This is a genomic window from Halomonas terrestris, assembly GCF_049166755.1.
In the GTDB taxonomy this organism is placed as follows: Bacteria; Pseudomonadota; Gammaproteobacteria; order Pseudomonadales; family Halomonadaceae; genus Halomonas.
In genome coordinates, this window is the sequence record NZ_JBMHFZ010000001.1 from 232,674 (window position 1) to 255,262 (window position 22,589).

Here is a 22,589-nt window from a genome sequence, read left to right on the forward strand (position 1 = left end):
CCACGGTACCAGGGCCGCGCCGTCCGGCGCGGCCTTCTTTCCAAGTCACGATACGAGGCTCGCCATGAGCATCACGCATAACGCAGCGCCGTCCGGTGTCGGCTGGTTCGTGCGCCTTGCTGACCTGCTGGCCGCCCTCGGCACATTCTGGATCTTCGTCCTGATGAGCCTGGTGGTGGCGGATGTCGCCGGGCGCAACTTCTTCGACACGCCGCTGACGGGTGTCGCCGAGTTCGCCGGGCTGTCCGTGGCGGCCATCGTCTTCCTGCAACTGGGAGCGGGCATCCTCGGTGGCCGCATGACCCGCGCCGGCTTCTTGATCGACATGATCGGCCGCCGCCTGCCGCGGCTGCGGCTGGTGCTGGATGTGGTGTACGCCCTGGTGGGCAGCGTCATGTTCGCGCTGCTGACCTACGTCGCCTGGCCGGAACTGGTGCAGTCCTGGCAGAGCAACGAGTTCTACGGCGTGCGCGGCCTCTACATGATTCCGGGCTGGCCCTTCCGCGCCCTGGCGGTGATCGGGGCGGCGATGGCGACCCTGGCCTACCTGATTCTGATTCCGGCCCTGCTGTGCCGGGGGTCGGCCGATACAACGAGGGCTTCCTGATGAGCGATCTCGGCCTCACCGCCCTGGTGATCGGCACACTCGTCCTGCTGGTGCTGATGGGGATGCATATTGCCGTGGCCCTGATGACGGTGGCCTTCGTCGGAATATGGGCCATCCGGGACAATTTCGACCTGGCCCTGCAGATGATGTACATGTCGGCCTATGGCGGCATATCCAGCTACATCTTCGCCACGATCCCATTATTCGTCCTGATGGGCTTGCTGGTCAGCATCTCCAATATCGGCAAGGACACCTTCGACGTCGCCGAGACCCTGCTGCGTCGCGTGGCCGGCGGCCTGGGCGTGGCCACGGTGGCGGCGAACACGGTGTTCGCGGCCGTAACCGGCGTTTCCATCGCCTCGGCGGCGGTGTTCACCAAGGTGGCGGTGCCCGAGATGGCCCGCCATGGCTACCGCAAGGCCTTCGCCGCCGGCACCGTGGCGGGCAGCTCGGTGCTGGGCATGCTCGTGCCGCCGAGTCTGCTGCTTATCGTCTACGGTGTGCTGGCGGAGGAGTCGATCGGCAAGCTGTTCATTGCCGGGCTGATCCCGGGCGTGATCCTGGCGGTCGGCTTCGTGGCGATGATCATGCTGCTGGCGCTGTTTGCCCCGCGCTTCGTGTTCGATGCCGAGCGCCTGCGGGAACTGGGCGACGCCCGGCGGATTCAGCCGCTGCTCACCGGCAAGCAGATGGCAGGCAAGTCCCTGCCCATCATCACCCTGGTGCTGCTGGTCCTGGGTGGGCTCTACAGTGGCTTCTTCACGCCTACCGAGGCGGGCGGCATGGGTGCCTTCGGTGCCTTCGTCATTGCCCTGCTGCGGCGTTCGCTGACGCCGAAGCGGATGTGGCAGGTGCTGCGCGAGACCGGTGGAGTGTCCATCAGCATCCTGATCCTGCTGATCGCCGCGCTCTTCTACAGCCGCATGCTTGCCATGGCAGGCGTGCCCATGGCCATCTCGGATCTGGTGCTGGACGCCGGCCTGGGCCCCTATGGCTTCCTGGCGCTGTACGTGCTGATCGTGCTGCTGATGGGCATGATCCTGGACTCGACCTCGATCCTGCTGGTGATGACCCCGATCGCGGCCCCGATTGCCGTGGACTTCGGCTTCGATCTGATCCACTTCGGCATCATCACCGTGATTGCGGTGGAGATCGGCCTGCTGACACCGCCATTCGGTATCTCGATCTTCACCGTGAAATCCACACTCAATGACGAGCGTGTTTCGGTGGAGTCCATCTTCGGCGGGGTACTGCCATACGTCGGGGTGATGCTGATCGTCCTGGCGCTGATCGCGGCGTTCCCGGCGCTGACGCTGGCCCTGGTCTGAGCGTGCGCCGGTCGCGACAGGGGTCATCACCGTCCCTCCAGCTGGGCGCCGCAGACAACCGGGCGCCGTGTCTTCCGGAGGCCATCGGCCAATGAGACAACCGGATTCCCTGGACGATACGGGGCTGCTCGGCCGCGCCCGGGACGGGAGTCGCGAGCGCCGCAATGGGGCGCCGCAGCGACCGCGTGTCGCCGGCCTGGTGCTGGCGGCCGGGGGCTCGCGCCGGATGGGCCCGGCCAACAAGCTGCTGCTGCCCTGGCGGGGCGAGGCGCTGGTAAGGCATGCGGTGCGCGCGGTGGCGAAAAGCGGCGCGGCACCGGTCCATCTGGTGGTCGGCCACCAGGCCGAAGCCGTCACCCGGGCGACGGAGGACCTGCCCGTGGTGGTCGTCTACAACCCCGACCACGCCGAGGGGCTGTCCAGCAGCCTGCGGGCGGGACTGCGCGCCCTGCCCGACGAGGTCGACGGCGTACTGGTGGCCCTGGGGGACATGCCGCGAGTCCAACCGCGGGACCTGCGTCGTCTACTGGACGCCTTCGACCCCACCGAAGGCCGGGCCATCTGTGTGCCGACCTGCCGGGGCAAGCGCGGCAATCCGGTACTGCTGGGTCGGCAGTTCTTCGCCGAGCTGCAGCGCCTGGAGGGAGACCGGGGCGCACGGCGCCTGATCGGGGGGCATGAGGACCTGGTAACCGAAGTGGTCGTGGAGGGGACCGGGGTGCTCCTGGATGTGGACACGCCCGCCGCCCTGGAGCGGCTGCGGCGGGACGCGGCGAGGCCGGCTTCGTGAACGCTACCCGCCACGGCGCCCCTCGAGAGGATGATCAGGCGAGGCTTTCCACCACCATGAACTGACCCTTGGCGGCGTCGGCCCGGTAGCGGCGCGCTTCCTGGTAGTCCGGCGAGTCGTAGCAGGCCTGGGCCTGCTCGAGGCTGTCGAACTCGATGATCACCACCCGCCCGGGGGGCTCGGCGCCCTCCAGGGCCACCTTGCGGCCGCCGCGGGCCAGAGGCCGGCCGCCGAACTTCTCGATCGCCGGCGTGGCGCGCTTGGCGTATTCCTGATAGGCCTCGGGGTCGTGAACGTCGACCAGGGCAATCCAATAACCAGCCATGCTGATCTCCTGTTGCAATCGGGGAAGAGGGAGGCGTTCCGGCAGCTTTCGCTACAGCAGCATGAGGGCAGCGACCGCGGCGGCGACGAGAACGCCGGCTGCGATGAACCACCCCAGGCGGCCAACGCCCGCTGTCGGTCGAGCCGGCTCCGCCGCGGTGGCCGAGGTCGACTGGCCGCCGCTGACCTGCTCGACGAAATTGCGGAAGAAGTCATCCGCCGTCTTGCGGACCACGCCCTGGATGAGCCGGCTGCCCACGCTGGCCAGCTTGCCGGCCACCTCCGCATTGGCGGTGTAGCGCAGCACGGTCTCCTGGGGCCCGCTCTCCTCCAGCTCGACGCGGGCCGAGCCCTTGGCGGAGCCGGCCATGCCGCCCTGGCCCTGGCCGGAGATGGTGTAGCAGCGCGGGGCGTCGATATCGGAGAAGTCTACCTTGCCGTTGAAGCGGGCCTTGATGGAGCCGATCTTGCTGACGATACGAGCGGTGAAGGTGGTGTCCGATACCTTGTCCAGTGCCTCGCAACCCGGGATCGACCCCTGCAGCACCGCCGGATCATTGAGCGCTTCCCAGACCTGCTCTCGAGGTGCCGGGATACGATGCTCGCCGGAAATCTCCATGGTACGTCCTCCTCGGTCCGTTATTTATCTTATGATAACTAGCGATGATGATAGCGGCTGGCGAGGAAAAATCAAGTGGAAGAGTGCGCCGGGCGCGGGGAGGGGACATGCCCCGGCCAGGCTGGCTCAGCGCACAGGGGAGGCTTCACACGGCTCTGCGCCGTGACAGCTCTGCGGCGCTGTGGTGGATTCGGCGGTCTTTCCGGGTGGGCAATGCCCATCCCGAGGGAGTTACCCCCGGGGCAGGGACGGCTGCGCGTCGCCTCTGGCGAAGTGCCAGCGCAGGGTCTCGGGGGTGCCTTCCATGAAGTTGTGAACCACCATTTCGATGTGGCGATCCAGGTCCTCAGGGATGGGCAGGTTGTAGATCCACTTGCGAATGGCCAGGTAATAGATCCCGCCATGGAGGTCCCAGGCAAGCTCCAGCTCCTCGGGCTGCAATGGCACCTCGTCGGTGGAAGGCAACCCCGCCACCTCTCGCAGTTCGGTGCATACCGGCACGAACAGCTTGTCCTGGACGATACTCAGGTAACGCTCGGTGATGTTCACGCCCTTCAGCCCGGAAAACATCAAGATGCGCACCCACTCATAGTTGAAGATCACCCGGGTGTACTCCTGGTACAGGGTAATCAGGCGCTCTTGCAGGGGCCGGCTGCGGTCGATGATCAACGCCTCCCAGTGCGGCTGCCAGCGCTTGACGTAGACCTCGTGATAGACCCGTTCGATCAAGCTCTCCTTGCTCGGGAAGTAGCGGTAGAGCAACGGTTGGGTGATCCCCAAACGCTTGGCCAACTCCCGGGTCTGGCCCTCGAAACCGACTTCGGCGAAGAAGCGGATCGCCTCGTCGACAATCTGGCGCTCACGCTGCTCCGGCGAGAGCCGCCGCCGTCTGCCTGTTTCCGCTCCCACCGCTCTACTCCTCCCGCTAGGCCTGTCGCTATTCTCGTCGCCTGCGGATGCGACTACAAGGGCATTGACATCGTTCCTCCGGCCGCCGCATAGTTAATCAAACGATAAATTGTGGCGACACGACCCGTTGCCGCCACGGAACTGTCGGAGGAAACGAAGACGTGAAGTCGCCGCAATTCGACTACGTACGGCCGGGGTCGCTTGACCAGGTGCTGGCGCTGTTGGCCGAACACGGAGACGAGGCCCAGGTGATCGCCGGCGGCCAGAGCCTCGTGCCTACCATGAACATGCGCCTGGCCGCCCCGAGCATGCTGGTGGATGTGAACCAGGTCCCCGGCCTGGCCGGGGTCGAGCTGCGCGGCAAGTGGCTGCGCATCGGTGCGCTGACCCGCCATGCCGAAATGGTGCGTTCGCCGGAGGTGGCGCGTCACGCCCCCCTGCTGGCCCGTGCGGCGCCCTACATCGCCCACGAGGCGATCCGCAATCGCGGCACCTTCGGCGGCAGCATCGCCACCGCCGACCCCGCCTCGGAGTGGCCGGCCTGCTGCCTGACCCTGGGGGCGCGCATTCACCTGGCCAGCCACGAAGGCAACCGAACCCTCCCGGCGGAGGAGTTCTTCCAGGGCGTCTACCAGACCGCCATCGAGCCCCACGAGCTGATCACTCACGTGGAGGTGCCGGCAGCCGCCGGCGGCATGCTCTACGGCTTCGAGGAACTCGCCCGGCGCAAGGGCGATTACGCCATCGTCGGACTGGCCGCCCAGGCACGGATCGGCGCCAAGGGCGCCATGAAACTGCTGCGGCGCAACGACCAGCGCCTGCAGGAGGTGAGGCTGGGCTTCTTCGGCGTGGGCGAGACCCCGGTGCTGGCCCAGCGGGCCGCCGCCGCCCTGGAGGGCCGTCCCCTGGACGCCGAGACCATCCAGGCCGCGCAGGCAGCCCTGGCCGACGACCTCCAGCCCCTGGGTGATCTCTACACCTCGGCCGAGGCCAAGGCCCACATGACCCGCGTACTCCTCGGCCGAGTGCTGCACGCATTGAGCGGAGACCCTAGCGCATGAGCGACACCAACCACGAGCTCAACCTGACCGTCAATGGCGAGCGCGTCAGCTGCCGCGTCAGTCCACGACTTTCCCTGGCCGACTTCCTCCGCGAGGAGCTGCACCTGACCGGCACTCACGTCGGCTGCGAGCAGGGCGCCTGCGGCGCCTGCACCGTGCGCTACAACGGCGACCAGGTGCGCGCCTGCCTGATGTACGCCGTGCAGGCCGAAGGGGCGGAGATCGAGACCGTCGAGGGGATCACCGAGAGCGGTGAACTGGCCGCCCTGCAGGAGGCCTTCCACCGCAACAATGCCCTGCAGTGCGGCTTCTGCACGCCGGGCATGCTGATTGCCGCCGCCGACCTGCTCAAGCACACCCCCAACCCGGACCGCGAGCAGATCCGCGCCGGGATATCCGGCAACTACTGCCGCTGCACCGGCTACCACGCCATCGTCGACGCCGTGGCCGAGACCTGCAGCGGCGACACCAGGGAGGCTGCGCAATGAGCGATAGACCTCACTCGAGCGTCCTGGACCGCCCGAACAGCTATATCGGCCGCAGCGTACCGCGGCCCAATGCCCGCCGGCTGCTGGCGGGCCGCGGTCAGTACCCCTCCGACGTCAGCCTGCCGCGCATGGTCCACGTGGCCTTCGCCCGCAGCCCCTTTGCCCACGCCCGCATCACCGGGATCGACACCGAGGCGGCCCGTCAAGCGCCCGGCGTGGTGGGGGTGTTCACCGGCGAGGACATCGCCAGGGTCTGCCAGCCCTGGGTCGGCACGCTGGAACATTTCGACGGCATGAAGTCCGCACCTCAGTACCCGCTGGCCCACGACGTGGTCCGCTGGCAGGGCGAGCCGGTGGTCGCGGTTGTGGCCCAGACCCGCGCCCTGGCCGAGGACGCGCTGGAGCTGCTGCTGGTCGACTACGAGGAACTGCCCGCGGTCACCGACCCGGAGACCGCCCTGGATCCGGACACGCCCTTGATCCACCCGGAGCTGGGCGACAACCTCGTCTTCGGCAGCAAGGTGGAGGCTGGCGACATCGAGCGCGCCTTCGCCGAGGCGGACCTGGTGGTGGAGGACGAGTTCCACTTCGGCCGCCACACCGGGGTGACCCTGGAGCCGCGGGTGGTGGTGGCCGACTATGATCCCAGCGAGGAGCGGCTGACTGCCTACCACGGCACCCAGACGCCCTATCAGATGCAGGACGTCTATGCCCGCCACCTCGGCCTGGCCGAGGAGAACGTGCGGGTGGTGGCGAAGGACATCGGTGGCGCCTTCGGCATCAAGCTCCACGTCCACGGCGAGGAAATGACCACCTGCGCGCTGAGCATGCTCCTCAAGCGCCCGGTGAAGTGGTCGGCGGACCGGCTGGAGTCCTTCGTCAGCGACATTCACGCCCGCGACCACCGGGTGCGCGCTCGGCTGGCCCTGACCAGGGACGGCGGCATCCTCGGTTATGACGTGGACGATCTCACCGGCGTCGGGGCCTACTCCGTGTATCCGCGCACCAGTGCGGTGGAGGGCAACCAGGTCATCAAGCTGGTGGGGGCCCCGTACACCCAGCAGCACTACCGGGCGGTGCTCAAGGTAGTGCTGCAGAACAAGAACGTCATGAGCCAGTACCGGGCGGTGGGCCACCCCATCGCCTTCACCGTCACCGAGGCGCTGGTGGACAAGGCGGCTGCCGAGCTGGGGCTGGACCCGGCGGAGCTGCGCGCCCGCAACTATGTCGCCGACGATGCCTATCCTTACAAGACCGCCAGCGGTTTCACCTACGAGGGGCTTTCCCTGCAGCGCTCGCTGGAGAAGCTCAAGGAGATGATCGGCTATCCGGGGTTGCGCGAGGAGCAGCGGGGGCTGCGGGAGAAGGGGGTCTACCGTGGTATCGGCATTGCGACCTTTGTCGAGATTACCGCCCCCGGGCCGGCCTTCTACGGCGTCGGCGGCGCCCGCATTTCCTCCCAGGACGGCTGCTCGATGAAGCTCGAGCCTTCGGGCAAGGTGCAACTCGCGATCAGCGTCAACGAACTCGGCCAGGGCACCGAGACCATCGTCGCCCAGATCGCCGCGACCGAACTCGGCATCGCCATGGAGGACATCCGCGTCGTCACCGGCGACACCGGTGCGACCCCCTACGGTGGCGCCGCTTGGGCTTCCCGGGGCGCCGCCATAGGCGGCGAAGTCACCGTGCGTGCCGCCCGGGCCCTGCGTGACAGCATTCTCGAGGTGGCTGGGGTTGTCCTGCAGACATCCCCGTCGGAGCTCGATCTGCGCGACGGCCTGGTGGTCGGCCGCAAGGACGGTGAGGAGCGGATCAGCCTCGCCGAGGTTGGCCGGATCGCCTATTTCCGCAGCGACACCCTGCCCCCGGGATTCCAGCCCCAGCTCTCGGTGGTGCGTCACTACTCGCCGCAGGGCCTGCCCTTCGCCTTCACCAACGGCGTGCACGCTTCCCATGTGGAAGTGGACGTGGAGACCGGCCTGGTGCGGCTGCTGAACCACTGGGTGGTAGAGGATTGCGGCCGGGTGCTGAACCCGAAGTTGGTGGACGAACAGACCCGCGGCGGCGTCGCCCAGGGCATCGGCATGGCCCTGTTCGAGGAGTGCCTGTACAGCGCCGACGGCCAGCTCACGAACGGCAGCCTCGCGGATTACCTTGTGCCGCTCTCCTCCGAGCTTCCCGACATCGAGGTGGCCCACGTGGAGACCCCCAGCCAGTACTCGGAGATCGGCGCCAAAGGCGCCGGCGAGGCCGGCACTGCCGCCTCGCCGGCAGCGATCATGAATGCCGTCAACGACGCGATCGCCCCGCTGGGCGGGCGGGTTACCGCCATGCCCATGACGCCCGAGCGTATCCTGCGCAGCCTCAGGCGCATCGGCGACCAGCTGGAGAGCTGATCATGCAGCATCTGGACCTGAAGGTGATCGAACGCGCCCTGGCCTGGGCCCGTGAAGGCGAAACGCTGTGGCTCTGCACCGTGCTCGCCACCTTCGGCTCCTCGCCCCGGGAACCCGGCTCCTGGCTGGTGGCGCGTCGGGACGGTCGGCATGTCGGATCGCTCTCCGGCGGCTGCGTCGAGGAGGACTTCCTGGCCCGGCTGCGTGACGGCGAATTCGATCGTCCGGTGTCCACCTTGTGCTACGGAGACCCCGAGGGCCCTCGAGGCCCCCGGATCCGCCTGCCCTGCGGAGGCATCCTGGAAGTGCTGATCGAGCGACTGCCGCCGACTGCCACCACCCTGGCGCACTACGAGGCGCTGCACGATGCATTGGTGGGCCGCCGCCACCTGGTTCGCTGCGTCGATCCGACCAGCGGGGAGATGCATTGTCTCGATGACCGGGGCGTGGGGCCGCGGGTCATGCGGGATAGCGAGGGGGGCATGATACGGATGCGCGTCGGCCCGACGGCCCGGCTGATCATCGCCGGCATCTCGCCGGTTTCCGTGGCCTGCGCCGAGTTCGCGCGCGCCCTGGGCTTCGAGGTGATCGTGTGCGACCCCCGCGAGGAGGCTTGCCTCGACTTCAACGTACCCGGCGTTGAGTTGCGCCAGGAACTCCCCTCGCGGCATATCGCCTCGGGCGCCTGCCATGCGGCCACTGCCGTGGTGGCCCTGACTCACGACCCGCGCATCGACGACCTGGCCATGATCGAGGCGGTGCGAACGCCCGCCTTCTACATCGGGGTGATGGGGTCGCGGCGGACTTCCGAGGCTCGCGCCGAACGGCTGCGCCGCTCCGGCGGCCTGACCGACGACGACATCGAGCGCCTGCACATGCCGATCGGCCTGTCGCTCGGCAGCAAGACGCCCGCCGAGATCGCCTTGGCAGTGATGGCCGATATCCTGCGCGTGCAGCGTGGCAGGACCCGCGATACGCTCTGAGCGTCGTGGCGCTGGAGTCGCGGCATGAGCGATCTGCTCTGGTGAAGAAAGCCTCTGTTCGCTACGCGCAAGCCCACAAGGATGAGAGCCTGGCGCTTCACGTACTCCTTCGCCTCGTCTCAGGGCGCTTGCTCCAGGGGCACCGGGGGCTGAAGGTAGCGGAACATGAAGGCCAGTGCAGGGCCGAGGCTGGCTCGCCACACCCGCCAGGTATGGCCACCGGACAGCACCTCCAGCGGTACCTGGCCAGGCTGGTGATCCTCCAGGGCCGCCTGCAGCCGGCGGGCGTGCTCCACGGCGTCGAAGGCGTCGCGGTTACCGGCGCTCAGGTAGAGCGGCACCACATAGTCCTGGGCCAGGTAGCTGTCCAGGTAGGCGGTATAGTTGAGCCGCTGCCAGAGGTCGGCATCGAAGCGGTTGTCCGGCGTCAGGAAGGCGGCATGCTCCCGAGCGGTGGAGTTGGCCGGCGGAAGCGGATGGTAGCTGGCAGGGCTCAGTGCCGCGGCGGCGGCAAACAGCTCGGGTCTCTCCAGGGCGAAGTTGACGGTGCCGTAGCCGCCGGCGGATAGCCCGGCGATACCGCGCCATTCGCGTTCCGGCACCACCCGCCACACGTCCTCCACGTGAGGCATCAGCTCCTCGAAGAAGGCGGTACGCGCCGGCTCGTTGTGGCCATCGACCCACCAGCTCTGGCTGCCGGGCATCACGATCACCGCCGGCGGGATCCGCCCCTGGCGGATCATGCGGTCGGCGATCTCCTTGAGCGCCCCGCGGGTCACCCAGTCGCGCTCACTGCCGAAGGAGCCGTGCAGCAGATAGATCACCGGATAGTCGAGCCCGGCGTCGTGGTAGCCGTCGGGAAGATAGAGGGTATAGGGGTAGTCGCGCCCCAGCAGGTCGGAGTGGAAGCGGTGGAGCGAGACCTGGCTGGCCAGCGCCTGGCCGGCCAGCAGCAGGAGAGTCAGGATGGGTATTGCGCAGCGTCGTGCTGCTGTCATGGAAGGCCCTCCCTGTCCTCGGCTGGGGGGAAATTCCCTCGCGAAGTGAATTCACGCTGCCCGTCGCGGTCCGACAACGGGTACTGCAGTGACGTTCAACCCAGGCGAGGACGACAGGGAAGCGGGACATGCAACGGATCGAGGAAATCTACTGGCTGCGCGCCTACGGCTGCCTGGCGGTCTTCAGCTTCCATCTCCTCGATCACTTCAACCAGCGCCTCGATAACCTGGCTACCGACCTGGCCCGCATCCCCACGGTGCTCGGCACCCCGATCTTCATCTTCATCTCGATCTTCCTGTTCTCCATGCGCTACGGGCGAGACATCCCGCCAGGCTTCCTGGGCAGTCGCGTGAAGCATGTCCTGGTGCCCTATCTGGTCTACGGCCTGGCCTACTCCGCCGCGGAGTTCCTGCGACTGCGTGCCGAGGGTGCCGAGGACGGGCTGTTCGAGACCCTGCGCGAGTACCTGATCTACGCCGGCTGGCATGGCTACTTCCTGATCATCGCCGCCCAGTTCTACGCCTTCTACTGGCTCTACGGGCGCCTGGACCTCGCCCGCTGGCTGCCCGCCACGTCGTGGCTCGCGATCGGCAGCCTGGTCAGCATGGCCTGGTGGGGCTACTGGCAGTGGCGCAGCACCCTGCCGCCGGGCTACCTGCACTGGATCGCCCCGCTCGGCTGGCTCTATCTGTTCTTCCTGGCGCTGGTGCTGGTGCGCCACTACCACGACCGCCCCGAGTCGCGCCCGACCTGGCTGGTGGCGCTGGCCCGACCGCGCTGGCTTCTTGCCCTGGTCGGCCTGGTGTTGCTGCTCTCGCTGCCCGGCTGGCTGGAGTACTCCTCCAAGGAGATGTGGGTGGTGCCGCTGTTCCTGCTCTTCACCCTGTGGGTGATGGGGCGCCTGCGCGGGCGTCCGGCACCACTCCTGGTGCGGCGCCTCAACGAGTACTCCTTCGGCATCTACCTGGCCCACCCGATGTTCTTCAACCTGGTGGACGTGCTGGATCCCGGCCAGCGCCTGCCGCCGGGGCTCTACCTGCTGGCGCTGGTGGTGGTCGGCTTGGCCGGCTCCATCGCCTGGAACCGGGCCGCCAACCGACTGGAGTGGGGCGGGCTGCTGTTCGGCAAGCGGCTGCGGGTAGCCTGAACCAACCTCGGTCAAGGCATCGGACACGCCATCGCCGTCCCCGGCAATGCCGGATTCTTGAAAGCCCCGGGGGCGTGGGCTATCGTGATCGGCTTTCCGGTGTCACGGGTCACTCGAGGGGGCGTTGTTTCCCTCGCTTTTGCCGTGCCCGGTGCCGTCGGCTGATGGCATAGACACCTCCTATCATATCCATGTCGCCATTCAATTTAGCCAATCGTCAAAAAGGGGCTACCATGGCCCCCGTATTTCGATCACCACCCACCCATTAAGGAGTTATCCACGGATGTCCCTGATCAACACCGAAGTCAAGCCGTTCAAAGCCACTGCCTACCTCAACGGCGAGTTCATCGACGTCACCGAAGAGAGCCTGAAGGGCCAGTGGAGCATCTTCTTCTTCTATCCGGCCGACTTCACCTTCGTCTGCCCGACCGAACTGGGTGACCTGGCAGACAACTACGAGGAGTTCAAGAAGCTGGGCGTCGAGATCTACAGCGTCTCCACCGACACCCACTTCACCCACAAGGCCTGGCACGACAGCTCCGAGACCATCGGCAAGCTGCAGTACCCGATGCTGGCCGACCCGACCCTGCAGATCTCCCGTAACTTCGAGGTGCTGATCGAGGAAGCCGGCCTGGCCGAGCGCGGTACCTTCGTGGTCGACCCCGACGGCAAGATCCAGATCGTCGAGATCAACGCCGGCAACATCGGCCGTAACGCCGAGGAGCTGCTGCGCAAGGTCAAGGCCGCCCAGTACGTTCGTGCCAACCCGAACGAAGTCTGCCCGGCCAAGTGGAAGGAAGGCGAAGAGACCCTGGCGCCGTCATTGGACCTGGTCGGCAAGATCTAAAGGAAACGCTGATTCATTGCTGCGCTCGATATCTTGACCACCGGCGGTGCTCGAAATCCTCACCTAGTAACGCATAGGCTCCGGTTTCTGTGCTCCGGCGGTGGCCAACCCCTCTTCGCTCGCGACATGAATCACCTGTTTCCTGAGCGGTTTTGTCTCGAGGCCCCGCCCCGGGCCTCGCTGTACCCCACCCGGGCAGCCCCGCCCGGGTGCTCCTCTCCGAGTCATGAGCTGCCATCGGCGACGCCTCGCGGCGCTCGCAGGCCCCCCTCGTGACCCCGATTCGCGAACATGAAGGACTCCGCTGTCATGTTGGACGACACTCTGAAAAGCCAGCTCAACGCCTATCTGCAGAAGGTTACCCAGCCGTTCGAGATCGTCGCGTCCCTCGATGACGGTGCCAAGTCGCAGGAACTGCACGCTCTGCTGAGCGATATCACCGGCCTGTGCGACAAGATTACCCTGCGTACCGACGGCCTGGACGCCCGCCGGCCGTCGTTCGCCCTGAACCGCCCCGACGAGGAGACCGGCATCGTCTTCGCCGGCATACCCATGGGGCACGAGTTCACCTCCCTGGTGCTGGCCCTGCTCCAGGTCGGCGGTCATCCGCCCAAGGCCAGCGACGAGGTGATCGAGCAGATCCAGGGCCTCGAGGGCGAGCTGCGCTTCGAGACCTACTACTCGCTCTCCTGCCAGAACTGCCCCGACGTGGTACAGGCGCTGAACCTGATGGCGCTGCTCAACCCCAATGTCCACCACGTGGCCATCGACGGGGCCCTGTTCCAGGACGAGGTGGAGGAGCGCCAGGTCATGTCGGTGCCGAGCATCTACCTCAACGGCGAGCCCTTCGACCAGGGCCGCATGAGCCTGGAGCAGATCCTCGCCAAGGTGGACACCGGCGCCGCCAGGCGCGAGGCCGCCAGGCTCAACGAGAAGGATCCCTTCGACGTGCTGGTGGTGGGCGGTGGCCCGGCCGGCGCCTCGGCGGCCGTCTATGCCGCGCGCAAGGGGATCCGCACCGGCGTGGCCGCCGAGCGCTTCGGCGGCCAGGTGCTCGACACCCTGGCCATCGAGAACTTCATCTCCGTGCCCCACACCGAAGGGCCCAAGCTGGCCGCGGCGCTGGAGGAGCACGTCAAGGAGTACGAAGTCGACATCATGAACCTGCAGCGTGCGGTCAAGCTGGTGCCGGCCGGCGAGGCCGGCGGCGAGCACGAGGTGCAGTTCGAGTCCGGCGCCAGCCTGAAGAGCAGGACCCTGATCCTGGCCACCGGCGCCCGCTGGCGCGAGATGAACGTGCCCGGCGAGGCCGAGTACCGCAACAGGGGTGTGGCCTACTGCCCCCACTGCGACGGCCCGCTGTTCAAGGGCAAGCGCGTGGCGGTGATCGGCGGCGGCAACTCCGGCGTCGAGGCGGCCATCGACCTGGCCGGCCTGGTGGCCCACGTCACCCTGATCGAGTTCATGGACGAGATGCGTGCCGATGCGGTGCTGCAGAAGAAGCTGAAGAGCCTGCCCAACGTCGAGATCATCCTCGGCGCCCGCACCACCGAGGTGAACGGCGACGGCACCCGTGTCAACGGCCTCACCCTTGAGGAGCGTGCCAGCGGCGAGACCAAGCGCCTCGACCTGGAGGGCGTCTTCGTGCAGATCGGCCTGGTGCCCAACACCGAGTGGCTCAAGGGCTCGCCGGTGGAGATGTCCGAACGCGGCGAGATCATCACCGATGCCCATGGCATGACCAGCGTGCCCGGCATCTTCGCCGCCGGCGACGTGACCACCGTGCCCTACAAGCAGATCATCATCGCCATGGGCGAAGGGTCCAGGGCCGCCCTGGGCGCCTTCGATCACCTCATCCGCAGCTGATACCGGCAGGGCCAGGCCCAGCCGCACTGCCACACGCCCCCGTCGGCCATGCCGGCGGGGGCGCCTGCTCGTGGGGCCGGGGCCTGCCGACAGGAAACATGGAATTCGTAGTCAAGTTTGCGCGGCCGTGGCCGAAACTATGTAGAGTCAGGAACAGAACAGCAGTTTCAGGAGACCACCATGGCCTTCGATGCCTCCGAGCCGCCATCGGGACCCCCATCATCCTCTCCCGAGCGGCGCATATCGGTGCATCCGGCGGGGCAGCCGGCGCTGGCCTTCCAGCATGCACCCGTGGGCCTGGCCATGGTCGACGGCAGCGGCCTGCTTCGGGAGGCCAACCCCCGGTTCTGTGACCTGGCGGGCCTGTCGCTGCGGGCCATGCGCGGCCGGCGGGTGGTCGACCTGCTGCCGGTGGCCGAGGCCCTGGCGGCCGCGGGGGCCGAGGAGGGGGAGCCGGCATGGCATGCCCTCGAGCTCGACGAGCCGACGGGGGAGCCCCGCGAACTGCTGATCGCCGTGCAGGCGGTCGATGCAGGCAACACGAGACTGCTGACCCTGGTCGCCGTGGATGAGTTCATGGCGGCGATGTCCGGCCAGGACGCCCTCACCGGGCTGGCCAGCGCCTGGCTCTTCCAGGATCGACTGATCCATGCCATGGAGCGGGCCGACCGCCTCGATCAGGGGCTCGCCCTGCTGTTGATCGAGCTCGATGGCCACACGGCGCTGGCGGGGGAGATCGGGCCGGCCGTAGCCCGTGAGCTGGAGTGCCAGGTGGCCCGACGCATCGAGCGTACCTTCCGCAGCGAAGACAGCGTGGCGCGACTGGGCCCGGGGCGCTGGGGCGTGGTGATCGAGCATCCGGTCTCCCCGCTCAGCCTGCAGACCGCCGCGCAGCGCTTTCAGGAGGCCATGGATGCCCCCTTCGATGCCGCCGGGCAGCCGCTGCTGTTGACCACCTCCATCGGCATCGCCCGTTACCCCGAGGACGGCGAGGGGGACGAGGAACTGATGGAGCGGGCCGGGGAAGCGCTCTCCCGGGCCGGCATGGCCGGCCCGGGGCGCCACGACTTCTTCGATGCCGGGTTGCGACGCCGGCTCGAGGAGCGGGTCACCTTCCAGCGCCAGCTCCTCGAGGCACTGCTCTCGCCGGGCAAGCACTTCCATATCGTCTACCAGCCCCAGGTCAATCCCGCCGATGGCCGCTGCCAGGGGCTGGAGGCGCTGGTGCGCTGGCGGCATCCCCGGCGGGGCCTGCTGCATCCCCGGGACTTCCTGCCCGAGGCCGCCGAGCTGGGCCAGCTGATCCGGCTGGATCGCTGGGTCCTGGAGCGGGTCATCCTCCAGCATCGGCAGTGGCGGGAGGAGGGCTCGATGCTGGCAACCCTGGGCGTGTCGGTGAACCTAGATACGGCCATGCTGGAGCAGTCGGTCTTCGACAGCCGGCCGCTGGATCACTTCCTGCGCCAGCAAGCGGAGAATCTCGCCTGGCTGTCGCTGGAGATCGATGGCGCCGGCCTGGCGGCCATGGGCGAGGCGCATGCGCACCTGCTCAAGCGACTCGGCCAGCTGGGCATCACCCTGGTCGCCGACGAGCTGGGCTGCAAGCCCCTCGACCTGCTCCAGCTGGCGGGGCTGCCGGTCTCCCGGGCCAAGGTGAGCCGGCGGCTGGTGAGTGGCATCGGCCGCCGCGCCAGTGCCGATCGCACCCTGGCCGCCCTGGGGCCCTGCCTCGCGGCCCTGGGAATGCGCACCGTGGTGGTCGGGATCGAGACCGATGCGCAGCTGGAGGCCGCTCGCGAGCAGGGCTTCGCGCTGCTGCAGGGCAATCTCTTCGCGCCGCCGCTCGAGGTCGCCGAGCTGAAGACCTGGTATGCGACGCAGTAGGCAGGGAGTGGCCCGGCGGGCGATGAGGCGTCGCCGCCGGGGCCGAGCGGCTCGTCAGGCCGAGGCGTTGAGGCGGCCGGGCTGGCGGCCGGTACGGCCGCAGGGGTCGTAGAGGGTCTTTTCCGACACCTCATGGAGGAAGTCGAGCATGTGCTGGTTGTGTGCCAGCCGCATGGACAGCAGCTGGCCGGCCAGGTCGTTGAGCCGGTCGGCGCGCCGGGTCGTGTCCAGGGCGGCTTCCCACTCGTCCAGGCAGCCGGCATCCCGGGCGGCATCCCGGGCGCCCTCGTGGCCGTCACGATACCCCAGGCGCTGCTGCACCTGGCGACGCAACTGCTCCATGCGCTCGAGCTCGGCCAGCAACTCCTGCTTCTCCGCCGCGATCCCCTCGAGTCGCCCCCCGTCGACCTTGCCGGCGGTCAGGGCCTCGAGCTCCTCCTCGAGCAGGGCGATCAGGGCGGCGAGCCGCCCCCGCTGGTCGTCGAGCAGTCGTGACAGGCTCATGCCTCGTCTTTCCCCAGCATCTCGCGCACATTGGCGATCAGGCCATCGGCGATGCGGTCGGCGTGGATCTCCAGGCGCCCCTCGCGGATCGCCTCGCGAATCTCCTCGACCCTGGCGCTGTCGATGTCCTGGCCGGCGTCGGCCGCATGCCGGCTCAGGTGGGTCATCGCCGCGGGCCCGGCATCCCGACCGCTCGCCTGGTCGGTGCCCTCGACCTTCCGGGGCTCGTCGCGCTGCTGCGTCTGGCCGGGGCGAATCAGCGGGTTCTGGTTGTCGATCTTCAAGATGGTTGCCTCGTGACCGGTTCGTCCTGGGGGGGGGTTCCCGGGTTGTCGGCCCCAGGATGCTCATGTCCAGGGTATCGGCCGGTGGGCGAGAAACTTTAGGCCTGATGCCGATGTGCCAGGCAGCCTAGCCAAGGGAGGCTCACAAGTCCACGGCGAGTCGGGCCTCGCCGATGACCGTGGCGGTGACCAGTTCGCGGTTGTCGAAGCGTACCCGCACGCGCTCGCCTTCGCCCCCGGCTTCCAGTGCCTCCCCCTCGCGGGTCACGCGAAAGCTCTGCCCTCTGGCTTCGACCGCCACTTTCTGGCCGCGTTCGACCAGGGCGCGGGCCTGGAACTGATGGGCCTGCAGAGGCGCCCCGGCGGGGAGCGAGCGCCGCGCGACCTGCCCCAGGACCGCGGCCGGGTCGAGCACCGCCTGGCTTGGCAGCCGGCTCAGGTCGCCACGTCGGCGCTCCAGCAGTTCGCTGGTGATCGTGGTGCCCGGGGCGATATCCCGGGCCGCCACCGGGTAATCGCCGACCACGCCCACTTCTGCCTGCAGGTAGCGCACCTGGCGGCCCTCCGCGCCGCAGCGCACCCCCACCGAGACCCTGCCCAGCACCGGCCGGGAGGCATGGGTCAGGAAGGGCTGCGGGGCTTCGCAGGCCGGCAGGTGGGCGGAGGGGGGCCGCACCTCGATGACCACCTCCTCGCCCTGGGAGCGGGCCTGCTCGTGGAGGAAGGCGTGCACCGCGGTCATCAGCGCCTCATCGGCCTGGGATGACGGGGCGAGCAGCAGCAGCGCCAGTGTCAGGCAGGCGCCTGGCAGTCGCCTGGAACGGGGGGTCGGGCGGCGGGTGGAGGCATCGGTCATGGCGCGCTCGCAGGGATCGGGTGGGGCTCTGGGTGCATTCTAGCGGGCCGGCCCGGGACGAAAGAGCCGAAATGGACCCGGAATACGGAGCTGTTCATGCCTTTGGGATGACGCCGGTCTGGCTATTCTCCATCGTCAACGAATTCCGTATGCAGGGAGAGCGCCGTCGTGATCGATCAGCTCGAAGCCGCCTTCAATTTTCACCAGCAGGCCCTGGGTCTGAGGCAGGAGCGCCACAAGGTGCTGGCCAGCAATATCGCCAACGCCGACACGCCCGGCTACAAGGCACGGGACATGGACTTCGCCAGCGAGCTGAAGAAGGCCGTGGCGCATGGCCGTGGCGGTGGCCAGGGTCTGGCGCTCTCCCGCACGGCCGAGCGCCACATCGCCGGCCAGGGGCTTGCCCCGGACAGCGGCGGGTTGCTCTATCGCGTGCCCGACCAGCCCAGTCTCGATGGCAATACCGTGGACATGGATCGCGAACGCACCCAGTTCGCCGACAACTCGGTGCGCTACCAGGCCGCTCTGACCATCCTCAACAGCCGTATCCAGGGCCTGAAGACGGCCATGCAACCGGAATGACGCCGGAGTGAACCGGTAACGATCAGGAGTTTTCGCCATGTCGATGTTTTCCGTGTTCGATATCGCCGGCTCGGCCATGAGCGCCCAGTCGCAGCGCATGAACGTCACCGCCAGCAACCTGGCCAACGCCGACAGCGTGGCCGGCCCGGATGGCGAGGCCTATCGCGCCAAACAGGTGATGTTCGAGAGCCGTGCCGGCAACACCCACGGCGTCGGCGGGGTGGGGGTGCGCGAGGTCGTGGAGGATGCCTCGCCGATGCGCATGGAGTATCGCCCCGAGCACCCGCTCGCCGATGACCAGGGCTACGTGACCATGCCCAACGTCGAGCCGGTGCACGAGATGGTCAACATGATCTCGGCCTCGCGCTCCTACCAGGCCAATGTCGAGGTGATGAACACCAGCAAGCAGATGATGCTCAAGACACTCACCCTGGGCGAGGGCTGATCGCCATGTCCAATACCATCGACTCCAGCGTCATCGGCCGCCTGAATGCCGGCGCCCCGGGCTCCCTGGATCCCGGCCAGTCGGCCGACCTGCGCGACAACTTCATGACCCTGCTGATCACCCAGCTGCAGAACCAGGATCCGCTCAATCCCATGGAGAACGCGGAGATGACCTCGCAGCTGGCCCAGATCAACACCGTCAGCGGCATCGAGGAGCTCAACGAGACCCTCAGCGGCATCACCAGCCAGATCGACGCCGGCCAGACCCTGCAGGCCACCGGGCTGATCGGCCAGGGCGTGCTGGTGCCGGGCGACCGGGTGCTGCTCGACAAGGGTGACGAGGGCGAGGCGCACACCACGCCCTTCGGCATCGAGCTGGCGGAGTCCGCCGACAACGTGCGGGTGACCATCAGCGGCAGCGACGGCCAGGTGATCAACCGCTACGACATCGGCCCGGTGAGCGCCGGCGTGGAGTCCTTCACCTGGGACGGCAAGACCCGCGAAGGCGACACCGTCATTCCGGGCTCCTATCGGGTGAGCATCGAGGCCACCCGGGGGGACGACACCCTGAAGGGCACCACGCTCAACTATGCCGTGGTCGGGGGGGTGACGCCGCCCGATGACGGCGGCGGCGTGCGCCTGGACCTGGGCGCCATCTACGGCCAGGTCGCCCTGGACCAGGTCAGGCAGATCCTGTGATTCGACACCACCGCGGCAGCGGCATCACCAAGACAAGCCGGTAGGCAGAGGAACCAGACATGAGCTTTTCACAAGCACTGAGCGGCCTGAATGCGGCCAAGTCCAACCTGGGCGTGCTGGGCAACAACATCGCCAACTCCCAGACCGTGGGCTTCAAGGGGGCGAGCAGCCAGTTCGCCGATGTCTTCGCCAACTCGAAGGTCGGCCTGGGGACCCGGGTCTCGGCGGTGCTGCAGGACTTCAGCGAGGGCAACCTCGAGGCGACCAACCGCAACCTCGACCTGGCGATCAGCGGCCAGGGCTTCTACCGCTTCGAACAGGGTGGCGAGATCACCTACTCCCGCAACGGCCAGCTCAGCCTGACCCCGGATGGCTTCCTGGAGAACGCCACCGGCGCGCGCATCATGGGCTATGGCCTCAATGCCGCCGGCCAGGTGCAGACCGGTGGCCAGCCCCAGGTGCTCAACGTACCCGCCGACGAGATGCCGGCCAGCGCCACCACCAACGTCGCCACCACCTTCAACCTGGATTCGCGGATGGTAGCTGGTGAAGGGAGAAGCCAGGCTGAAGTGGTGACAGACATGACAGACCCGGACAACACGCAACAGACGCTCAACTACCACTACTCCAACAACTTCACCGTCTACGATTCGCTGGGCAATCCGCGCAATATCACCGTCTATTACGAGAAAGCTGGTGCTCCGAACACATGGAATGCCCAGGTTGTCATGGACGGGCACTATAGCGCCGGTAATGACTTCACTCTGACCTTCGATAACAGCGGCCGACTGGACCTGGTCGATGGTGCCGATGCGTCGGATCCTGCCAACATGCCAACGCTGAATGTGGCTAACGATGCGACGACTCCCCTGGGTCCCGACCCTGTAGCCATGGCATTCGATCTCAACATCGCCGGCTCCACCCAGTTCGGCAATACCTCCACCACCAGCGCCCTGACCCAGGACGGCTACACCTCGGGTGCCCTGGTCGGCATCACCATCCAGAACGACGGCACCATCATGCGCAACTACGCCAACGAGCAGTCGCGCCCGGCCGGCCAGATCGCCCTGGCCTACTTCCGCAATCCGGAAGGCCTCAACGCCTCGGGTGACAACGCCTGGACCGCCACCAACGCCTCCGGCCAGGAGCTGCTGGGGGCGCCGGGTACCGGGGTCCTGGGCACCGTCGAGTCCGGCGCCATCGAGACCTCGAACGTGGACATGGCCAAGCAGCTGGTCGACATGATCGTCTCCCAGCGCGCCTACCAGGCCAACTCCCAGACCATCAAGACCCAGGACGAGCTCCTGCAGACCGCCATCAACCTGCGCTGAGACGGCTGAATCGGGAGCCTGAACCATGGATCGCATTCTCTACACCGCCATGAGCGGCGCCAAGCAGAGCATGGACCAGCAGTCGGTGGTCAGCCACAACCTGGCCAACGCCTCCACCGCGGGCTTCCGGGCCCAGCTGCATGCCATGCGCGCGGTGCCCGTGCAGGGCGAGGCGGCGCTGCCCACCCGCGCCTCGGTGGCGGCCACCACCCCGGGGACCGACTTCTCCCCGGGGCCCATGACCACCACCGGGCGCGAGCTCGACGTGGCCATCGAGGGCAACGGCTGGATCGCCGTGCAGGCACCGGACGGCGGCGAGGCCTACACCCGGCGCGGCGACCTGCAGGTGGACGGCGATGGCCTGCTGATGATCGCCGGGCGTCCGGTGATCGGCGAGGGCGGCCCGATCATCGTGCCGCTGGGGTCGCAGCTCTCGGTGGGTGCCGACGGCACCCTCAGCGCCATCGGCGAGGGGCAGGGCCCCGAGGCCCTGGTCGACGTGGGACGCATCAAGCTGGTCGATCCCGAGGCCCAGCCGTTCCGCCGCGGCGACGACGGCCTGTTCCGCCCGCTGCCCGGAGAGGAGGGCGAGGCGGTGGCGCTGGCCGCCGACGACAACGTGCGGCTGGTCAGCGGCACCCTGGAGGGCAGCAACGTCAGTGCCATCGAGACCATGGTGTCGATGATCGACGTGGCCCGCCGTTACGAGATGCAGATGAAGGTCATCAGTACCGCCGACGAGAACGCCCAGCGCGCCAACAACCTGCTCTCGATACAGGGCTGAGGGCTCTCGATACAGGGCTGAGGGCTCTCTCCAGGGCTGATGCCCGAGCAAGAGGAATGTTTCCATGATCAAGTCACTCTGGACCGCCAAGACCGGCCTGGAATCCCAGCAGGTCAAGTTGGACGTCATCTCCAACAACCTGGCCAACGTCAGTACCAACGGCTTCAAGCGTTCCCGGGCCGTGTTCGAGGACCTGCTCTACCAGAACCTGCGCCAGCCCGGCGCCCAGAACGATATCCAGAATCGCCTGCCTTCCGGCATGCAGGTGGGCACCGGCGTGCGCCCGGTGGCCACCGAGCGGCTGCATACCCAGGGTGGGCTCGAGAACACCGGCAATTCCCGCGACCTGGCGATCAACGGCAACGGCTTCTTCCAGGTGCTGATGCCCGACGGCACCACCGCCTACACCCGCGACGGCAGCTTCCAGCTCGACGAGAACGGCCAGATGGTCAACGCCAACGGCTACCCCCTGGAGCCGGCGATCATCATTCCCGACAACGCCCTGTCGGTCTCCATCGGCGAGGACGGCATCGTCTCGGTGACCCAGCCGGGCACCACCCAGTCGCTGGACGTGGGCCAGATCAGCATCTCCACCTTCGTCAACCCGACGGGGCTCGAGAGCATCGGCGGCAATCTCTACCGTGAGACCACCTCCTCGGGCCCGCGCAACGAGACCATCCCGGGCATGAACGGGGCGGGACGGCTGTTCCACGAGTACGTGGAGACCTCCAACGTCAATGTGGTGGAGGAGATGGTCAGCATGATCCAGACCCAGCGGGCCTACGAGATCAACAGCAAGGCGGTGCAGACCAGTGACGAGATGCTGGCCCGCCTGGCGCAGCTGTAAGGCCGCCTGG

24 protein-coding genes are annotated in these 22,589 nt (G+C 67.6%); 17 read left to right on the forward strand and 7 right to left on the reverse strand.

What is annotated here, in order from left to right; genetic code table 11:
* The first annotated feature begins 64 nt into the window (after window positions 1-64).
* From ACOMD9_RS01110 to ACOMD9_RS01120, 3 genes are all read left to right on the forward strand, one after another.
* A complete protein-coding gene (locus ACOMD9_RS01110) occupies window positions 65-607 on the forward strand; it encodes a TRAP transporter small permease subunit (RefSeq protein WP_421411664.1) in 543 nt (180 codons plus the stop codon).
* Complete coding sequence (locus ACOMD9_RS01115) at window positions 607-1,935, forward strand: TRAP transporter large permease (RefSeq protein WP_421411666.1); 1,329 nt, start codon at window positions 607-609, stop codon at window positions 1,933-1,935. The genes ACOMD9_RS01110 and ACOMD9_RS01115 overlap by 1 nt, the downstream gene beginning before the upstream one ends.
* A 91-nt stretch (window positions 1,936-2,026) precedes the next feature.
* A complete protein-coding gene (locus ACOMD9_RS01120; RefSeq protein WP_421411668.1) occupies window positions 2,027-2,725 on the forward strand; it encodes a nucleotidyltransferase family protein in 699 nt (232 codons plus the stop codon).
* Window positions 2,726-2,759: 34 nt separating this feature from the next.
* Here ACOMD9_RS01120 and ACOMD9_RS01125 read toward each other — a convergent pair whose 3' ends face one another.
* The 3 genes from ACOMD9_RS01125 to ACOMD9_RS01135 form a co-directional block, all read right to left on the reverse strand.
* The gene (locus ACOMD9_RS01125) at window positions 2,760-3,050 is read right to left on the reverse strand and encodes a DUF1330 domain-containing protein (RefSeq protein ID WP_421411670.1); all 291 of its coding nucleotides are present in this window, start codon (window positions 3,048-3,050) and stop codon (window positions 2,760-2,762) included.
* Between the two features lie 51 nt (window positions 3,051-3,101).
* Window positions 3,102-3,668 carry a CoxG family protein gene (locus ACOMD9_RS01130; RefSeq protein WP_421411672.1) on the reverse strand — a complete coding sequence of 189 codons (567 nt, stop codon included), beginning with the start codon at window positions 3,666-3,668 and terminating at the stop codon, window positions 3,102-3,104.
* A gap of 231 nt (window positions 3,669-3,899) precedes the next feature.
* Window positions 3,900-4,577, reverse strand: coding sequence for a TetR/AcrR family transcriptional regulator (locus tag ACOMD9_RS01135; protein WP_421411673.1), 678 nt, complete (start codon window positions 4,575-4,577; stop codon window positions 3,900-3,902).
* Between the two features lie 161 nt (window positions 4,578-4,738).
* On the opposite strand from ACOMD9_RS01135, the gene ACOMD9_RS01140 reads away from it, so the two are divergent.
* Genes ACOMD9_RS01140 through ACOMD9_RS01155 form a run of 4 tightly spaced genes read left to right on the forward strand, consistent with a single transcriptional unit; the run spans window position 4,739 to window position 9,505 of the window.
* Window positions 4,739-5,638 (forward strand): FAD binding domain-containing protein, encoded by a 900-nt coding sequence (locus ACOMD9_RS01140; RefSeq protein ID WP_421411675.1) that lies wholly within the window; start codon window positions 4,739-4,741, stop codon window positions 5,636-5,638.
* Complete coding sequence (locus ACOMD9_RS01145; RefSeq protein WP_421411677.1) at window positions 5,635-6,126, forward strand: (2Fe-2S)-binding protein; 492 nt, start codon at window positions 5,635-5,637, stop codon at window positions 6,124-6,126. The genes ACOMD9_RS01140 and ACOMD9_RS01145 overlap by 4 nt, the downstream gene beginning before the upstream one ends.
* Entirely contained in the window at window positions 6,123-8,522 is a 2,400-nt protein-coding gene (locus ACOMD9_RS01150; protein ID WP_421411679.1) for a xanthine dehydrogenase family protein molybdopterin-binding subunit, read from the forward strand. Before ACOMD9_RS01145 ends, ACOMD9_RS01150 begins: the two co-directional genes overlap by 4 nt.
* 2 nt (window positions 8,523-8,524) lie before the next feature.
* A complete protein-coding gene (locus ACOMD9_RS01155; protein ID WP_421411681.1) occupies window positions 8,525-9,505 on the forward strand; it encodes an XdhC family protein in 981 nt (326 codons plus the stop codon).
* Window positions 9,506-9,624: 119 nt separating this feature from the next.
* Here the strand turns inward: ACOMD9_RS01155 and ACOMD9_RS01160 are convergent, their stop codons facing one another.
* Window positions 9,625-10,503 carry an alpha/beta hydrolase gene (locus ACOMD9_RS01160; protein ID WP_421411682.1) on the reverse strand — a complete coding sequence of 293 codons (879 nt, stop codon included), beginning with the start codon at window positions 10,501-10,503 and terminating at the stop codon, window positions 9,625-9,627.
* Between the two features lie 128 nt (window positions 10,504-10,631).
* On the opposite strand from ACOMD9_RS01160, the gene ACOMD9_RS01165 reads away from it, so the two are divergent.
* The 4 genes from ACOMD9_RS01165 (at window position 10,632) to ACOMD9_RS01180 (ending at window position 16,248) form a co-directional block, all read left to right on the forward strand.
* Window positions 10,632-11,651 carry an acyltransferase family protein gene (locus tag ACOMD9_RS01165; RefSeq protein ID WP_421411684.1) on the forward strand — a complete coding sequence of 340 codons (1,020 nt, stop codon included), beginning with the start codon at window positions 10,632-10,634 and terminating at the stop codon, window positions 11,649-11,651.
* 283 nt (window positions 11,652-11,934) lie between these two features.
* A complete protein-coding gene (gene ahpC / locus ACOMD9_RS01170; RefSeq protein ID WP_421411686.1) occupies window positions 11,935-12,498 on the forward strand; it encodes an alkyl hydroperoxide reductase subunit C in 564 nt (187 codons plus the stop codon).
* A 309-nt stretch (window positions 12,499-12,807) separates the two neighbouring features.
* Window positions 12,808-14,364: an alkyl hydroperoxide reductase subunit F gene (ahpF, locus tag ACOMD9_RS01175; protein ID WP_421411687.1), complete on the forward strand. Its 1,557-nt coding sequence runs from the start codon at window positions 12,808-12,810 to the stop codon at window positions 14,362-14,364.
* Window positions 14,365-14,544: 180 nt separating this feature from the next.
* Window positions 14,545-16,248 (forward strand): EAL domain-containing protein, encoded by a 1,704-nt coding sequence (locus ACOMD9_RS01180; protein WP_421411689.1) that lies wholly within the window; start codon window positions 14,545-14,547, stop codon window positions 16,246-16,248.
* A gap of 54 nt (window positions 16,249-16,302) precedes the next feature.
* On the opposite strand, the gene ACOMD9_RS01185 is transcribed toward ACOMD9_RS01180, so the two are convergent.
* From ACOMD9_RS01185 to flgA, 3 genes are all read right to left on the reverse strand, one after another.
* On the reverse strand, window positions 16,303-16,752 hold the full coding sequence (locus ACOMD9_RS01185; protein WP_421411691.1) for a flagella synthesis protein FlgN: 450 nt from the start codon (window positions 16,750-16,752) through the stop codon (window positions 16,303-16,305).
* On the reverse strand, window positions 16,749-17,036 hold the full coding sequence (gene flgM / locus ACOMD9_RS01190; RefSeq protein WP_421411692.1) for a flagellar biosynthesis anti-sigma factor FlgM: 288 nt from the start codon (window positions 17,034-17,036) through the stop codon (window positions 16,749-16,751). The genes ACOMD9_RS01185 and flgM overlap by 4 nt, the downstream gene beginning before the upstream one ends.
* Window positions 17,037-17,178: 142 nt before the next feature.
* Window positions 17,179-17,892 carry a flagellar basal body P-ring formation chaperone FlgA gene (flgA, locus tag ACOMD9_RS01195; RefSeq protein WP_421411694.1) on the reverse strand — a complete coding sequence of 238 codons (714 nt, stop codon included), beginning with the start codon at window positions 17,890-17,892 and terminating at the stop codon, window positions 17,179-17,181.
* A gap of 168 nt (window positions 17,893-18,060) precedes the next feature.
* On the opposite strand from flgA, the gene flgB reads away from it, so the two are divergent.
* The 6 genes from flgB to flgG all read left to right on the forward strand — a co-directional run bounded on the left by flgB (window position 18,061) and on the right by flgG (window position 22,579).
* Window positions 18,061-18,474, forward strand: coding sequence for a flagellar basal body rod protein FlgB (flgB, locus tag ACOMD9_RS01200; RefSeq protein ID WP_421411696.1), 414 nt, complete (start codon window positions 18,061-18,063; stop codon window positions 18,472-18,474).
* A gap of 37 nt (window positions 18,475-18,511) precedes the next feature.
* Window positions 18,512-18,919 (forward strand): flagellar basal body rod protein FlgC, encoded by a 408-nt coding sequence (gene flgC, locus ACOMD9_RS01205; RefSeq protein ID WP_421411698.1) that lies wholly within the window; start codon window positions 18,512-18,514, stop codon window positions 18,917-18,919.
* 5 nt (window positions 18,920-18,924) lie between these two features.
* Window positions 18,925-19,617 carry a flagellar hook assembly protein FlgD gene (locus tag ACOMD9_RS01210; RefSeq protein WP_421411700.1) on the forward strand — a complete coding sequence of 231 codons (693 nt, stop codon included), beginning with the start codon at window positions 18,925-18,927 and terminating at the stop codon, window positions 19,615-19,617.
* 59 nt (window positions 19,618-19,676) lie between these two features.
* Window positions 19,677-20,948 (forward strand): flagellar hook protein FlgE, encoded by a 1,272-nt coding sequence (gene flgE / locus ACOMD9_RS01215; RefSeq protein WP_421411702.1) that lies wholly within the window; start codon window positions 19,677-19,679, stop codon window positions 20,946-20,948.
* Between the two features lie 25 nt (window positions 20,949-20,973).
* On the forward strand, window positions 20,974-21,732 hold the full coding sequence (locus ACOMD9_RS01220; RefSeq protein ID WP_421411704.1) for a flagellar basal body rod protein FlgF: 759 nt from the start codon (window positions 20,974-20,976) through the stop codon (window positions 21,730-21,732).
* A gap of 64 nt (window positions 21,733-21,796) precedes the next feature.
* Window positions 21,797-22,579, forward strand: coding sequence for a flagellar basal-body rod protein FlgG (gene flgG, locus ACOMD9_RS01225; RefSeq protein ID WP_421411705.1), 783 nt, complete (start codon window positions 21,797-21,799; stop codon window positions 22,577-22,579).
* Window positions 22,580-22,589: the final 10 nt, after the last annotated feature.